This window comes from Nonomuraea ferruginea, from assembly GCF_039540635.1.
GTDB classification, from domain to species: Bacteria; Actinomycetota; Actinomycetes; order Streptosporangiales; family Streptosporangiaceae; genus Nonomuraea; species Nonomuraea ferruginea.
This window is the reverse complement of the sequence record NZ_BAABFD010000011.1, coordinates 1-15,215: the sequence shown is the minus strand read 5'-3', so window position 1 is coordinate 15,215 and position 15,215 is coordinate 1. Positions and strand designations below refer to the sequence as shown.

Annotated in this window: 10 protein-coding genes; 6 read left to right on the top strand and 4 right to left on the bottom strand. The window is 69.9% G+C overall.

Annotated features, from left to right (window positions below; all coding sequences use genetic code 11):
* The first annotated feature begins 108 nt into the window (after nt 1-108).
* Together ABD999_RS20940 and ABD999_RS20935 are read left to right on the top strand one after the other, a co-directional pair.
* A complete protein-coding gene (locus ABD999_RS20940; RefSeq protein WP_271276445.1) occupies nt 109-1,449 on the top strand; it encodes a glycoside hydrolase family 30 protein in 1,341 nt (446 codons plus the stop codon).
* Complete coding sequence (locus tag ABD999_RS20935; RefSeq protein ID WP_271276446.1) at nt 1,446-2,531, top strand: endo-1,4-beta-xylanase; 1,086 nt, start codon at nt 1,446-1,448, stop codon at nt 2,529-2,531. The genes ABD999_RS20940 and ABD999_RS20935 overlap by 4 nt, the downstream gene beginning before the upstream one ends.
* Here ABD999_RS20935 and ABD999_RS20930 read toward each other — a convergent pair.
* Nucleotides 2,528-3,301 carry an enoyl-CoA hydratase/isomerase family protein gene (locus tag ABD999_RS20930; protein WP_271276447.1) on the bottom strand — a complete coding sequence of 258 codons (774 nt, stop codon included), beginning with the start codon at nt 3,299-3,301 and terminating at the stop codon, nt 2,528-2,530. The genes ABD999_RS20935 and ABD999_RS20930 overlap by 4 nt on opposite strands.
* A 151-nt stretch (nt 3,302-3,452) precedes the next feature.
* Between ABD999_RS20930 and ABD999_RS20925 the strand changes: the two genes are divergently transcribed.
* Nucleotides 3,453-5,366: an N-acetylmuramoyl-L-alanine amidase gene (locus tag ABD999_RS20925; protein ID WP_271276448.1), complete on the top strand. Its 1,914-nt coding sequence runs from the start codon at nt 3,453-3,455 to the stop codon at nt 5,364-5,366.
* Here ABD999_RS20925 and ABD999_RS20920 read toward each other — a convergent pair.
* Entirely contained in the window at nt 5,329-6,225 is an 897-nt protein-coding gene (locus ABD999_RS20920; RefSeq protein WP_148029433.1) for a MurR/RpiR family transcriptional regulator, read from the bottom strand. The genes ABD999_RS20925 and ABD999_RS20920 overlap by 38 nt on opposite strands.
* Before the next feature lie 45 nt (nt 6,226-6,270).
* Nucleotides 6,271-8,853 carry an alpha-glucan family phosphorylase gene (gene glgP, locus ABD999_RS20915; protein WP_271276449.1) on the bottom strand — a complete coding sequence of 861 codons (2,583 nt, stop codon included), beginning with the start codon at nt 8,851-8,853 and terminating at the stop codon, nt 6,271-6,273.
* Between the two features lie 238 nt (nt 8,854-9,091).
* On the opposite strand from glgP, the gene ABD999_RS20910 reads away from it, so the two are divergent.
* The 3 genes from ABD999_RS20910 (at nt 9,092) to ABD999_RS20900 (ending at nt 14,254) form a co-directional block, all read left to right on the top strand.
* Entirely contained in the window at nt 9,092-11,137 is a 2,046-nt protein-coding gene (locus ABD999_RS20910; RefSeq protein WP_271276450.1) for an alpha-1,4-glucan--maltose-1-phosphate maltosyltransferase, read from the top strand.
* Between the two features lie 72 nt (nt 11,138-11,209).
* Complete coding sequence (treS, locus tag ABD999_RS20905; RefSeq protein WP_148029430.1) at nt 11,210-12,910, top strand: maltose alpha-D-glucosyltransferase; 1,701 nt, start codon at nt 11,210-11,212, stop codon at nt 12,908-12,910.
* A 3-nt stretch (nt 12,911-12,913) separates the two neighbouring features.
* Complete coding sequence (locus tag ABD999_RS20900) at nt 12,914-14,254, top strand: maltokinase N-terminal cap-like domain-containing protein (RefSeq protein WP_219548322.1); 1,341 nt, start codon at nt 12,914-12,916, stop codon at nt 14,252-14,254.
* Here ABD999_RS20900 and ABD999_RS20895 read toward each other — a convergent pair.
* A complete protein-coding gene (locus tag ABD999_RS20895; protein ID WP_271276451.1) occupies nt 14,251-14,928 on the bottom strand; it encodes a DUF4328 domain-containing protein in 678 nt (225 codons plus the stop codon). The genes ABD999_RS20900 and ABD999_RS20895 overlap by 4 nt on opposite strands.
* Nucleotides 14,929-15,215: the final 287 nt, after the last annotated feature.

Sequence of the window (15,215 nt, the reverse complement as noted above, 5' to 3'; positions counted from 1 at the left end):
ATATCCGGCGGACCTTGACAGAGGTGTTGACGAAGCGGCCCCCGCCATCTACGTTTCCGGCTGACGACGAAATATATCGTCACTTTTCCGAAAAGTTTCGGAGGCGCCATGTTACGAGGCGTTGTCGCGGTCACCCTGCTCGGCTTCACCGCCGTGAACCCCGCGCCGCACGGGGACCCCCCGGCCGTCACCGTCCGGGAGCACATCCGCCACCAGAACATCGACGGGTTCGGCCTCTCCCAGGCCTTCAGGCGCAACGAGCTGCTGGAAGCGCTGTCACCCGAACAGCGACGCGAGATCCTCGACCTGTGGTTCGACCCGCGCGAGGGGGCGGGACTGAGCATCCTGCGCCTGGGCATCGGCTCCTCCCCGGCCGGCAGCCCGTACGACCACATGGTCTCCCACCAGCCCGAGGACCCGGGCGGGCCGGACGCGCGCCCCCGGTACGTCTGGGACGGCGACGACAACAGCCAGGTGTGGGTCGCCAAGGAGGCGCGGCGGTACGGCGTCGAGCGCTTCTACGCCAACGCCTGGAGCGCCCCCGGCTACATGAAGGACAACGGCGACGACAAGAACGGCGGCACGCTCAAGCCGGAGTGGGCCGAGGCCTACGCCCGCTACCTCGTCGCCTACACCGACTTCTACAAGAAGGAGGGCATCCGGATCACCGACCTGGCGTTCACCAACGAGCCCGACTACACGGCCCCGTACGCCTCCATGCGGTTCACCCCGGAACAGGCCGCCGCGTTCGTCAAGGTCCTGGGCCCGATCGCCAAGGGCATGAACGTGGTCTGCTGCGACTCCTTCGGCTGGGACGAGGCGCGCGCCTACACCCGGGCCGTCGAGGCGGACCCCGAGGCCCGCCGCTGGGTCAAGGTCCACACCGGTCACACGTACGCGAGCCCCGTGGACGGCCCGTTGCCCACCCGCCGCCAGGTGTGGATGTCGGAGTGGAACCCCAACGGCACCACCTGGAACGAGAACTGGGACGACGGCAGCGGCTACGACGGCATGACCATCGCGCTGGCCGTGCACGACGCGCTGACGCTGGGCCGGGCCAACGCCTACGTCTACTGGTTCGGCGCCTCCCGCGGCGCGACCAGGGCGCTGATGCAGATCGACGACGCGGCCGGGACCTACCGGGTGGCCAAGCGGTTCTGGGCGCTGGCGGCCTACGGCAGGTTCATCAGGCCCGGCGCGGTCCGGCTCGACGCCACCACCGCGAACCCGGCGCTCAAGGCGTCGGCCTTCCGCAACCGTGACGGGTCCACGGTCATCGAAGTGATCAACACCGGCGCCGAGCCGGTCACCTGGCACGGCGTGCGCGGCCGGGCGACCGCGTACCTGACCGACAGCACGCACGACCTCGCCCCCAGCAAGATCACCGGCGGGAGCGTCACGCTCCCGCCGCGCGCCCTCACCACCATCGTCGTCGGAGGCCATCGATGAGACCCCTGATCGTCGCGCTCACGCTGGCGCTCGCCGTGCCCGCGTTCGCACTCCCCGCGTCCGCCGCGCCCCCCGGCCAGGACGCCGCGAACGCCGCCGCGAAGAACCACCACCGCGTCAAAGACCTGCGCGACCTGGCGCGCAAGCACGGCATCAGGATCGGCAGCGCCGTGGACGTCGCCGCGCTGCGTGCCGAGGCCGACTACCGGCACGTGCTCAACCGCGAGTTCACCCACCTCACCGCCGAGAACGCGATGAAGTGGGAGAGCGTCGAGCCCGAGCGCGGCGTCTACACCTGGGACGACGCGGACGCGGTGGTCGCGAACGCGCGCCGCAACGGCCAGCAGGTGCGCGGCCACACGCTGATCTGGCACAACCAGCTCCCCGGCTGGCTGACCAGCGGCGTGGAGGACGGCTCCATCGGCCCCGCCGAGCTCAGGAAGATCCTTCGTGAGCACGTCCAGACCCAGGTCCGCCGCTACAAGGGCAAGATCAGGGCCTGGGACGTGGTCAACGAGGCCGTCGACGACGACGGCAACATGCGGCAGACCATCTGGCTGCAGCACCTCGGCCCCGGCTACATCGCCGACGCCTTCCGCTGGGCCCGCGCCGCCGACCCGCGCGCCAAGCTCTACCTGAACGACTACAACGTCGAGTGGAACCAGGGCAAGATCGACCGCTACCTGAGCATCATCCAGGAGCTGCAGGCGCAGCGGGTGCCGATCGACGGCATGGGCTTCCAGGGTCACCTGGGCATCCAGTACGACTACCCCGGTGACTGGGCCAACGTCATGCGGCGCTTCGCCGCCCTCGGCCTGGAGATCGCGGTCACCGAGATGGACGTGCGGATGGTGCTGCCCGTCACGCCCGAGAAGCTCGCCACCCAGGCCGAGTACTACAGCAGGGCGCTGACCGACTGCCTGAGCGTCAAGGCCTGCCGCGAGTTCACCGTCTGGGGCTACACCGACCGGCACTCGTGGGTGCCCGGCTGGTTCGACGGCGAGGGCGCGGCCTGCATCCTCGACGAGAACCTGCGGCCCAAGCCCGCCTACCAGGCCCTGCTGGCCACCGCGCGGCGCTAGCGGCCGGTGAACTCGGGGGTGGACTTCTCGGTGAAGGCCGTCATACCGGTCTTCGCGTCCTCCGTCGCGAAGATGCCGGAGAACTGGAGCCTCTCGATCTCCAGGCCGGAGTCGAGGTCCACCTCCATCCCCCGGTCCACGGCCAGCTTGGCGGCCCGCAGCGCGATCGCGGGCCCGCCGGTGAAGGTCGCGGCCCACTCGCGCGCGGCCTGGTAGACCTCGGCGTCGGGCACGACCCGGTCGACCAGGCCGATGGCCAGCGCCTCGGCGGCGGGCACGTGACGGCCGCTGAAGATGAGGTCCTTGGCGCGGGCCGGGCCGATCAGACGCGGCAGCCTCTGGGTGCCGCCGGCGCCGGGGATGATGCCGAGCTGGATCTCAGGCTGGCCCAGCTTGGCGGACTCCCCGGCGACCCGGAAGTCGGCGCACAGGGCGAGCTCGCAGCCGCCGCCGAGCGCGTAGCCGGTGATGGCGGCGATGACCGGCTTGCCGATGCGGGCGACGGCGGTGAGGCTGTCCTGCAGGGCGCGCGAGTGCGCGTACATGTCGGCGTACGACATGACCGCCATCTCCTTGATGTCGGCGCCCGCGGCGAACACCCGCTCGCCGCCGTAGATCACCACGGCGTGCACCCCGGGATCGTCGTCCACGAGGCGGGCCGCTTCGGCGATCTCCCGCTGAACCTGGGCGTCGAGGGCGTTCATCTTCGGACGGTCGAGTCTGATCGTGGCGATCTGGTCGGCCACCTCGACGCTTACGAACTCAGCCATGGAGCGAACCCTACCGGCTGCCTTTTCACCGGTTCCGGCAGGTCTGTCTGGGGACGCGGTCGATGAAGAATTTCTTCGCAAAGCTCTCGCCAGAGAAGGAAAATGTTGAGACGCTGACTCCGTTCTGACAGCCCCCAGCAAGGAGCGGTACATGCGCAGAGCGCTGGCGATCGCGGCGGTCGCCATCCTGCCCTTAGCCCACGTCACGGCCGCGTCGGCCGCCGAGCCCGACGACCGGCAGCAGGCCTTCGCGGCGGCGGCCGAGGAGTTCAAGGTCCCCGAGAGCGTGCTGCTCGGCGTCTCCTACCTGGAGTCGCGCTGGGACGCCCACGCCGGGACGCCCAGCAACAACGCGGGCTTCGGCCCCATGCACCTGACCGACGCGGCCTCGTACACCGGCTCCAACCACCACGGTCAGGACGAGGAGGACCCGCGCGGCGACGACAGCAGGCCCGCCGTCCCGGCGGCCGAGGCGCCCGGGCCCGCCGAGATCCCCGCCGCGCTGCGCACCCTGGAGCGGGCGGCCGAGCTGACCGGAGAGAGCCGCGAGCGGCTGCGCGCCGACCCGGCCGCCAACATCAGGGGCGGCGCCGCGCTGCTGGCCGACTATCAGAAGTCGATCGGCGCGCCGCTCAGCGACGACCCCGGCCAGTGGTACGGCGCGGTCGCCAAGTACTCGGGCGCCGAGCAGCAGGAGGCCGCCCGGTTCTTCGCCGACGAGGTCTTCGCCACGATCAAGTCCGGTGAGGAGCGGGTCACCGACGACGGCCACCGGGTCAGGCTCAGCCCCGTCCCGAACCTGGGCAAGGTCGTGGCGTGGCTGGAGAAGCTGGGGCTGCGCGCGCCGCGCCGCGACGGCGTGGAGTGCCCGAGCACGGTGTCGTGCGAGTGGATCCCGGCCGGCTACGCCGAGCTGCCCGGCGGCGGCTACGGCAACCACGACCTGGCGAACCGCCCCAGCTCCCAGAAGATCGACTACATCGTCATCCATGACATGGAGGGCTACTTCGGCCCTTCCGTCGGACTGGTGCAGAACCCGGCCTACCGGGCGAGCTGGCAGTACTCGCTCCGCTCCTCCGACGGGCACATCGCCCAGCACATCAAGGCCAAGGACGTCGCCTGGCAGGCCGGCAACTGGTACATCAACGCCAAGTCGATCGGGCTGGAGCACGAGGGCTTCCTGGCCGAGGGCCACACCTGGTACACCGAGGCGATGTACCGGACGTCGGCCAAACTGGTGCGCTACCTGGCGCTCCGGCACGGCGTGCCGCTCGACCGGGCGCACATCATCGGCCACGACAACGTGCCCGGCACGCTCCCGACCACGGTGCGCGGCATGCACGAGGACCCCGGCCCGTTCTGGGACTGGGCGCACTACTTCAAGCTGCTCGGCGCCCCGCTGCACCCGTTCGGCGGCCCCCGCTCCGGCGCGGTCATGATCAGGCCCGACTTCGAGAACAACAAGCCGTACTTCTACGGCTGCGACCGGCAGAACCCGGAGGCCGCCTGCCCGCCGCTGCCCGCGCACACCGTCTGGCTGCGCACCGAGCCGCGCGAGGACGCGCCGCTGGTGAAGGACATCGGCAAGCACCCCACGGGCGAGTCCCTCTACAGCGTGTACGACCACAGCGCGCGGGCCAGCACCGGCCAGCGGTACGCGGTGGCCGACCGGCAGGGCGACTGGACGGCGATCTGGTATCTCGGCCAGAAGGCGTGGTTCCACAACCCGGCGTCCGCGCCGACCGCCGTGCCGTCGATGGGGCTCGTGGTCACGCCCAAGCCGGGCCTGGCGACGGTGCCGGTGTACGGCAGGGCCTACCCGGAGGAGGCTGCCTACCCCGAGGGCGTCCCGTACCAGGCGGTCACGCCGCTGCAGTACACGTTCTCGGCGGGCGAGAAGTACACACTGGCCGGGACGGCGGCGACCGAGTATTACCGGGCCGTCACCTTCGACCCGGCGAACCACCAGGTGGTCCGGGGCAAGACGAAGTATCTGCAGATCCAGTTCGGGCACCGGATCATGTTCGTCAAGGCTGACGACGTGCGGGTGACGTTCTCCGGGTGAACTCCGAGACGGCGCGCCTGGTGCTGGCCAGCGCCTCCTGCGAGGAGTCGTAGGTGCGCTGGGCGACGCCGACGAAGACGCAGTCGACGACGAGGAGCTGGCTGATGCGGCTGGCCAGGGCGCCGGGACGGAACTCCGTCTCGCGCCCGGCCGAGATCAGCACGTGCTCGGCCAGCTCCGCGATGGACGAGCGGGGGTTGTTGGTGATGGCGACCGTGGTCGCGCCGGCCTCCCCCGCCCGGCGCAGCGGCTCGATCACGTCGGGCGTCTCGCCCGAGGTGCTGATGCCGATCGCCACGTCGCCGTCCTTGAGCAGGACCGCGCTGGTCAGCGCCAGGTGGGCGTCCTGGAAGGCGTGGCTGGACAGGCCGATGCGCAGCAGCTTCTGCGCGACGTCCTCGGCCACCAGGCCGGAGGCGCCCACCCCGTAGGCGTCGATGCGGCGGGCGCCGACGATGGCGTCGACGACCAGGCCGAGCCGCTCGGAGGTGAGCTGGGCGACCGTGTCGTTGATCGCCTCCGACTCGGCCCTGGCGACCTTCTGGATGACCTCCGACAGCGGGTCGTCGGGGGCCAGGTCGCCGGGCACCAGCCGGTCGGGCTGGGCGGCGGCCGCGGCCAGCGCCAGGCGCAGCTGCGGATAGCCCGCGAAGCCGAGCAGCCTGGCGGTGCGCACGATCGTCGCCTCGCTCGTGCCCGACGCGGCCGACAGCTCCGTGATCGTGCTGCGGGCCACCGTCGCCGGGTCCTCGAGGATCAGCTGGGCGACGGTGCGGGCAGCGGGCGTCAGGGACGGCAGCACACCACGAACCGTGGCCACCAGGGTGTCGGCTCGCATGCCGTTGCCGCTGTCGTCCACAGACCTGATTATGCCGTTGGTTGACCTGATTTCTACACCGCGTAATCAGCGCAGGGTGCCGTTGGTCATGCCGACCGGCTCCTCGGGCACGGCGATCAGCCCCAGCTCGGCCCGCGCGGCCACCAGCGGGTGGTGCGGCACGACCCGGACGGTGTAGCCGAAGGCGCCGGTGCGGCCGAGCGGGACCACCCCGGTGAAGTGGGCGCGGCCGTCGTCGTCGACCCCGGCCGCGGTCAGCTCGGCGTACTCGGGATGGATCAGCTCGTCGTGCGGGCCGACCCTGCCGTAGGCGGCCTCCACCAGCACGTCGCCGGGCTCGAGGTCGCCGAGCGTGATCGTGGCCCGCAGCTCCAGCGAGGCCCCGACCTCCGGCGTGTCTCCGACGCCCGACGCCTCCACGTGCTCGACGCGCACGCCCGGCCACTCCTTGGTGACCTTGAGCCGCCAGTCTGCGAACGCCCGCGCCGGAGCGTACCCGTCGGCCGACAGCGCCCGCGCGGCCCTGGCGGCGGGCGTGTAGAGGCCCACCACGTAGTCGCGGAGCATCCGCCCGGCGAGCACCTTGGGCCCGAGCGAGGTCAGGGTGTGCTTGACCATCTCCATCCAGCGGCGGGGCAGCCCGTCGGCGGCCCGGTCGTAGAAGCGGTCGGCCACCTCGTGCTCGATCAGGTCGTAGAGCGCGGTGGCCTCCAGTTCGTCACGCCGGTCGGGGTCGGTCACCCCGTCGGCCGTGGGGATGGCCCAGCCGTTGGTGCCGTCGTACCACTCGTCCCACCAGCCGTCGCGGATGGACAGGTTGAGTCCGCCGTTGAGCGCCGACTTCATGCCGGAGGTGCCGGATGCCTCCAGCGGGCGCAGCGGGTTGTTGAGCCACACGTCGCAGCCCTGCACCAGCAGCTGGGCCAGGGCCATGTCGTAGTCGGGCAGGAAGACGATGCGATGGCGGACGTCGGCGCGGTCGGCGAACTTGACGATCTGCTGGATGAGCTTCTTGCCGCCCTCGTCGGCCGGGTGGGCCTTGCCCGCGATCAGGATCTGCACCGGCTTGTCCGGGTCGAGCAGCAGCTCGCTCAGCCGCTCGGGGTCGCTGAGCATCAGCGTGAGCCGCTTGTAGGACGGCACCCGCCGGGCGAACCCGATCGTCAGCACCTCAGGGTCGAGCACGTCGTCGATCCAGCCCAGCTCGGCCGGCGAGGCGCCGCGGTCGAGCCACGACTGGCGCAGCCGCGCCCGCGCGCCCTCGACCAGGCGGCCGCGGAGCTCGCGCCTGATCTCCCAGATCTCCGCGTCGGAGATCTTCTGCACGCCCTCCCAGCCGCGCGCCCGCTCCAGCAGCGACGGCAGCTCGCGGCCGGCCAGCTCCATGAACTCGCGGCCCACCCAGGTGGGCGCGTGGACGCCGTTGGTGATCGAGCCGATCGGCACCTCGTCGACGTCGAAGCCGGGCCACAGGTCCTTGAACATGTCCCGGCTGACCTCGCCGTGCAGCTCGGACACGCCGTTGACGCGCTGGGCCAGCCGCATGCCCATGACGGCCATGTTGAACCGGCCGGGATCGGCCTCGGCGCCGAGTTCGAGAATGCGCTCGACGGGCACGGTCGGCCAGGCGTTGCCGCCGCCGAACTGGCGGGCGATCATGTCGACGGGGAACCGGTCGATGCCCGCGGGCACCGGGGTGTGGGTGGTGAACACCGTCCCGGCCCGCACCGCCTCCAGCGCCTCGTCGAAGGAGAGCCTGGACTCGGTCAGCTCGCGGATGCGCTCCAGGCCGAGGAAGCCCGCGTGGCCCTCGTTGGTGTGGAACACCTCGGGGTCGGGGTTTCCGGTGATGCGGCAGAAGGCCCGGATGGCGCGCACCCCGCCCACGCCGAGCAGGAGCTCCTGCATCAGCCGGTGGTCGGTGCCGCCGCCGTAGAGCCGGTCGGTGACGTCGCGGGCGGCGCTGTCGTTCTCGGCCACGTCGGAGTCGAGCAGCAGCAGCGGGACCCGCCCGACCTGCGCCATCCAGACCTGGGCGTGCAGCACCCGGTCGTCGGGCAGCGAGATGCGGATCTTGACCGGTGCGCCGCCGGGCTCCTTGAGCAGGCTCAGCGGCAGGCCCCCGGCGTCGAGCGACGGGTAGTGCTCCAGCTGCCAGCCCTCGGGCGAGAGCGACTGCGTGAAGTAGCCGTGGCGGTAGAGCAGGCCCACAGCCAGGATCGGCACGCCGAGGTCGCTGGCCGCCTTGAGGTGGTCGCCCGCCAGGATGCCGAGGCCGCCCGAGTACTGCGGCAGCGCGGCGGCGATGCCGTACTCGGGTGAGAAGTAGGCGATGGCCCGCGCGGCGTCGGGCAGCGTCTGATACCACCGCGGCGCGGTCATGTACTCGCGCAGGTCGTCCGCTGCGTCGGCGAGCCGCCGGCGGAAGCGGCGGTCGGCGGCCAGTTCGGCCAGCCGGTCGGGCCCCACGGCGCCCAGCAGCGCGACCGGGTCGTGGCCGACCCGCTCCCAGAGGACGGGGTCGACCTCGGCGAAGAGATCCATCGTCTCTGGGTGCCATGACCAGCGCAGATTGTGGACGAGCTCGCCGAGTGCGGCCAGCTCCGCGGGCAGGACGGTCCGGACGGTGAACCGGCGGATAGCTCTCACAATGTGAACCCTACGGGCTAGGAGGAACGTCTGGTTCCTTCACCCCCAGTCCCGGCTTTCAAACCCCTTCCGAGATGAAGCATGAAGGGAGACTTTTGGGGCAACTTTCCCCCATGTCAGGTTCTCCCGGGGACACTCGGGAGTTCTATCCACCGCTGCCCGCAATTCACGTGCAAGGATCGATCCTGCCAGGAAAGCCTCCGGCGGTACCGAGTGCCGTCGCAAACCTTGAAATGCGATGATCGGACGAATTCCCATCACGGACATCTCCCCCGTCGTCGACTGCGGGCAGTGGCCCGCCAAGGCGGTCGCCGGCGAGACCTTCGAGGTCTCCGCGACCGTGTTCCGGGAGGGCCATGACGCCGTGGCCGCCGGAGTGGTCCTCACCGCGCCGGACGGGCAGCGGGGCAGGCTGAGACCGATGCGCGAGACCGCCCCCGGCACCGACCGGTGGGCCGTGGAGGTCTGCCTGCCGAGCGAGGGCGACTGGGTCTACCGCGTGGAGGCGTGGAGCGACCCCATCGCCAGCTGGCTGCACGACGCCGACATCAAGATCCCGCGCGGGCTCGACACCGATCTCATGTGCGAGGAGGGCGCGCGCCTGTTCGAGCGCGCGGCCAGGGCCGTGCGGCAGGCCGACTGCCCGGCTCCCGACGGCGCCAACGGCGAGAGCGCCTGCGGCCACCGGGCCGCGCTGCTCGGCGTCGCGGCGAGGCTGCGCGACGAGGACCTCGACCCGCGGGCCCGGCTGTCGATCGCGCAGCTGCCCGAGACGGCCTCGCTGCTGGCGGCCCACCCGCTGCGCGAGCTGGTCACCAGGTCCAGGCAGCAGAAGGTGCGGGTGTCCAGGCGGCGGGCGCTCTACGGCTCCTGGTACGAGTTCTTCCCGCGGTCGGAGGGGGCCGTGGTCAACGGCGTCGGCGCCTCCAAGTCCGGAAATTTCCAGACTGCGGCCAAGCGACTGCCCGCCATCGCCAAGATGGGCTTCGACGTCGTCTACCTGCCCCCGATCCACCCGATCGGCCACACCTTCCGCAAGGGACGCAACAACACGCTCAACCCCGAGCCCGACGACCCCGGCTCGCCGTGGGCGATCGGCTCGGAGGACGGCGGGCACGACGCCGTCCACCCCGACCTGGGCACCATCGACGACTTCGACGACTTCGTCGGCCGCACCCGCGAGCTGGGCATGGAAGTGGCGCTCGACTTCGCGCTGCAGTGCTCCCCCGACCATCCGTGGGTCAAGGAGCACCCGGAGTGGTTCACCGTCCGGGCCGACGGCACGATCGCGTACGCCGAGAACCCGCCCAAGAAGTATCAGGACATCTACCCGCTCAACTTCGACAAGGACCCCGAGGGCCTGTACGCGGAGATCAAGCGGGTGCTGCGCCACTGGATGGACCACGGCGTGCGGATCTTCCGGGTGGACAACCCGCACACCAAGCCGGTCGCGTTCTGGGAGCGCCTCATGGCCGACATCCACGCCACCGACCCTGACGTGCTGTTCCTGTCGGAGGCGTTCACCCGGCCGCCGATGCTGCACGCGCTGGGCAAGATCGGATTCCACCAGTCGTACACGTACTACACCTGGAAGAACTCCAAGTGGGACGTCGAGGACTACCTGGCGGAGCTGTCCCACGCCACGTCCCACTTCCTGCGGCCCAACCTGTTCGTCAACACGCCGGACATCCTGCACGAGTACCTGCAGCACGGCGGGGTCCCGGCGTTCAAGATCAGGGCCGTGCTGGCGGCGACGGCCTCGCCGACGTGGGGGGTGTACTCGGGCTACGAACTCGCGGAGAACGTGCCGGTACGTCCCGGCAGCGAGGAGTATCTCGACAGCGAGAAGTACCAGTACCGGCCGCGTGACTGGGTGACCGCGGAGCGGGAGGGCCGCAGCCTGGCGCCCTTCATCACCCACCTGAATCTCTTCAGAAGGGCCCACCCGGCCCTGCAGGAATTGCGTAACCTACGGTTCCACCGGGTCGACCAGCCGGACATCATCTGCTTCTCCAAACGGCTGCCCGGCGCCTACGACGCGGCCACACGACGGCACGGACTGGGCGACGTCGTCATAGCGGTGATCAACCTCGATCCGCACCATACGCACGAGGCCACGGTAGACCTCGACCTGCCCGCCCTCGGGCTCGACTGGAACGCCGAGTTCGTGGTGGACGACGAGTTTTCTGGCGAGTCGTACCGTTGGAGACAGAACAACTACGTGCGTCTCGACCCTCACATCCAGCCGGCCCACCTTCTCACCGTACGAGCCTCGCCACGGTAGAGCTGAATTCAGCGGGGAGTCTTCAACAGTGTGTGCAAGCGCCTCCCTCATGAGCACCCGAGAGGAGAGCTCATGAGCTCCACACCCATTCCCAACACCTTCGACGACGAGAAACCACGCGACCCCTACTGGTACCGGCGTGCCGTCTTCTACGAGGTGCTGATCAGAGGGTTCGCCGACTCCAACGGCGACGGCACGGGCGACATCCGCGGCCTCATCGGCAAGCTCGACTACCTGCAGTGGCTCGGCGTCGACTGCCTCTGGCTGCTCCCGCTGTACGAGTCACCGCTGCGCGACGGCGGCTACGACATCGCCGACTTCATGAAGATCCTCCCGGAGTTCGGTGATCTCGGCGACTTCGTACGGCTGGTCGAAGAGGCGCACAAGCGCGGCATGCGGGTCATCGCCGACCTGGTGATGAACCACACCAGCGACGCCCACCCGTGGTTCCAGGCGTCCCGCCACGACCCGGAGGGGCCGTTCGGCGACTTCTACGTCTGGTCCGACACCGACACGCGCTACCCCGACGCCCGCATCATCTTCATCGACACCGAGACGTCCAACTGGACGTATGACCAGGTGCGCGGGCAGTACTACTGGCACCGGTTCTTCCATCACCAGCCGGATCTCAACTACGAGAACCCCGCGGTGCAGGACGCGATGCTGGAGGTGCTGCGCTTCTGGCTCGACCTGGGCATCGACGGGTTCCGGCTGGACGCGGTGCCGTACCTCTTCGAGGAGGAGGGCACCAACTGCGAGAACCTCCCGAAGACGCACGAATACCTCAAGCGCGTGCGGGCCGAGGTCGACAGGCTCTACCCGGACCGGGTGCTGCTGGCCGAGGCCAACCAGTGGCCTTCGGACGTGGTGGAGTATTTCGGCGACCCGGTGGGCGGCGGGGACGAATGCCACATGGCTTTCCATTTCCCGCTGATGCCCCGCATTTTCATGGCGGTCCGCCGGGAGTCCCGTTACCCCATTTCCGAAATTTTGGCACAAACGCCGAAAATTCCGGAAAACTGCCAGTGGGGAATCTTCCTCCGCAACCACGACGAGCTGACCCTCGAAATGGTCACGGACGAAGAACGCGACTATATGTATACCGAATACGCCAAAGACCCCCGTATGCGGGCGAACGTCGGCATCCGCCGCCGGCTGGCGCCCCTGCTGGAGAACGACCGCAACCAGATCGAGCTGTTCACCGCCCTGCTGCTCTCGCTGCCCGGCTCGCCGGTGCTCTACTACGGCGACGAGATCGGCATGGGCGACAACATCTGGCTCGGCGACCGCGACGGCGTCCGCACCCCCATGCAGTGGGACCCGGACCGCAACGCGGGCTTCTCCGACTGCGACCCCGGCCGCCTCTACCTGCCGGTGATCATGGACCCGATCTACGGCTATCAAGGGCTCAACGTCGAGGCCCAGCAGAAGAACGCCGGCTCGCTGCTCCACTGGACCCGCCGGATGATCGAGATCCGCAAGCGCCACCCGGTGTTCGGGCTCGGCGAGTTCATCGAGCTCAACTCCTCCAACCCGAGCGTGCTGGCGTTCGTCCGCGAGCTGGGCGACGACCGCATGCTCTGCGTGAACAACCTGTCCCGCTTCCCGCAGCCGGTGGAGCTGGACCTGCGCAGGTTCGTCGGCGTCTCGCCCGTGGAGACCATGGGTGGCGTGCCATTTCCACCGATTGGCGAACTTCCGTATCTTTTGACGCTCCCTGGGCATGGGTTCTACTGGTTCACTTTGCCGCCGGCCCACACCCAGGAGGAGTAGGACGTGCTGGAGGAGCTCCTTGCCGCATGGATCGCACGCCAACGCTGGTTCGGCGGCAAGGGGCGCCCGATCGACTCGCTGTCGATCGACTCCGACGTCGTCATCGAGGCGGGCGACCCGAGCCTGCGCCACCTGATCGTGTCGGTGTGGCAGGAGGGGTCCCGCGAGCGCTACCAGCTCCCGCTCGGCCTGCGCAGGGAGCTCCCCGACACCCTCACCCACGCCTTCATCGGACCGTACGCGGCGGACGACGGGGAATGCGTGGTGTACGACGCCGTCCACGACCACGAGCTGACCCGCTGGATCCTGGAGTCGATGGCGGCCGGCTCAGGCCGGGCGGGCGTGCGGTTCCACCACCTGCCCGGCGTCGAGATCGACACCAACCAGCGCAGCCTGGTGCTGGGGGCCGAGCAGTCCAACACCTCGCTGGTGTTCGGCGAGGAGTACATCTGCAAGCTCTTCCGCCGGCTCGTCCCCGGCGTCAACCCGGAGCTGGAGATCGTCACCGCGCTCGCGATCAGGCAGGCGCCGCACATCGCGCAGCCGTACGGGTGGATCGAGACCGACCTCGACGAGACCCCGACCACGCTGGCGATCATGCAGGAGTTCCTGTCGAACTCCACCGACGGCTGGGACCTGGCGCTCACCAGCGTGCGCGACCTCTACAACTCGCTGCCCGGCCTCCCCGCCGCTGAGGCGGGCGGCGACTTCGCCGCCGAGGCGGGCCGGCTCGGCGCGGCCACCGCCCGCGTCCACCACGAGCTGCGCGAGGCGTTCGGCACGGAGGTGATGGAGCCGCACGAGATCAAGCGGATGGCCGAGGACTTCAGGCGCCAGCTCGGCCGCGCCGTGGGCGAGGTCCCCGAACTGCGCGAGCACGTGCCCGCCCTGGAGCTCGCCTACCACCGGGCCGAGGAGCTGACCACCGAGGTGCGCGTCCAGCGGGTGCACGGCGACTACCACCTGGGCCAGGTCATGCGCACCACCACCGACTGGGTGGTGCTCGACTTCGAGGGCGAGCCCGGCCAGCCGCTGGCCGAGCGCCGCGCGCTCTCCTCGCCGCTGCGCGACGTGGCCGGCATGCTGCGCTCGTTCGACTACGCGGCCAGGCACCTGCTGGCGGACCACTCCGAGGCGGCACGCCTGGAGCCGATGGCCGAGGAATGGGCCAAGCGCAACAGGGCCGCGTTCCTTGAGGGCTACGCCGAGGGCGGCGGCGTCATCACCCCCGCCGACACGGCGCTGCTGCGCGCGTTCGAACTGTCGAAGGCGGTCTACGAGGTCGTGTACGAGGCCCGCAACCGCCCCACCTGGGTGTCGATCCCCTTGGCCGCCTTCCGCTAGACGGCCGGGCTCTCGAAGGGCGACACCGGAGCGGCGGGGCGCCGCGCCTCCTGCGCGTTGCTGATCCGCAGGACCACCAGGGCCGCCGGCACCGCCGCCACCAGCATCAGCGCGCAGCTCAGCACGTCGAACCTGGCCGCCGACGCCATGGACTCCAGCTCTTCGGCGTTGAAGAACAGCCGCCCGGCCACGAGCGCCACCCAGTTGCCGATCAGCCAGAGCGCCCACCAGAGCGTGACCAGCCCAGAACGCGGCCAAGGATCGTTCTCGTCCCGATGGCTGGCACTCCAGATGTCGTCGACGATCCGCTTCGGGAACCAGAGACTGATGATCGGTACGAACCACGCCAAGATGGCCCAGGGCCGGGAATGCCGTTGCTCGTCCGGCGCCAGGATCTCGGCGTTCGCCCGTACCCGGAAGATCCAGACCAGGAAGGCCACGGCCGTGAGGACGTAGACGCCGAGCTCCGCCATGCCGGTGAGGGCGTAGACGGCGTCACTGGCCTCGACCTCCTCCATCGTGATGGCGGCCGGGTCGGCGATCACGCGGTCGATGAACGCGGCCCGCTGCAGGTCGACCACGATGACGCCGACGGCGACGAGGGAGTGGAGCACCAGCGCGCCCACGGCGAGGAAGGCGACCCCGCGGGCCGGGCGTAACGGTAACGGGTACATGGTGACCTCTCGAATGGGGGGTGAAGAGCCCGCCAGTCTTACGAGATCGCCGAGCCGGAAGCACCCGGGTGTCCGACCCGGCACCCATCCGTGATCAACCCGAGACGGTTGTCAGGCCGTTCAGGCGGCCTTGTACTCGGGGTAGCCGTAGCCGGTCACCTGGGACACGGGCCGGATGCGCTCCTCGACCTTGCCGTTGCCGGTGTTGCCCTCGATCGTGGTGATCGTGCCGTCGCCGTTGTCCTTCTTCACCAGGCCGACGTGGTCGACGGCGCTGATGTTCTTGC

What these genes read in the sequence shown, in the direction of transcription:
- ABD999_RS20935 (WP_271276446.1), top strand. Translation starts at nt 1,446, where the DNA reads ATGAGACCCCTGATCGTCGCGCTCACGCTGGCGCTCGCCGTGCCCGCG.
- ABD999_RS20925 (WP_271276448.1), top strand. Translation starts at nt 3,453, where the DNA reads ATGCGCAGAGCGCTGGCGATCGCGGCGGTCGCCATCCTGCCCTTAGCC.
- treS (WP_148029430.1), top strand. Translation starts at nt 11,210, where the DNA reads ATGAGCTCCACACCCATTCCCAACACCTTCGACGACGAGAAACCACGC.
- ABD999_RS20910 (WP_271276450.1), top strand. Translation starts at nt 9,092, where the DNA reads ATGATCGGACGAATTCCCATCACGGACATCTCCCCCGTCGTCGACTGC.
- ABD999_RS20930 (WP_271276447.1), bottom strand. Translation starts at nt 3,301, where the DNA reads ATGGCTGAGTTCGTAAGCGTCGAGGTGGCCGACCAGATCGCCACGATC.
- ABD999_RS20895 (WP_271276451.1), bottom strand. Translation starts at nt 14,928, where the DNA reads ATGTACCCGTTACCGTTACGCCCGGCCCGCGGGGTCGCCTTCCTCGCC.
- ABD999_RS20940 (WP_271276445.1), top strand. Translation starts at nt 109, where the DNA reads ATGTTACGAGGCGTTGTCGCGGTCACCCTGCTCGGCTTCACCGCCGTG.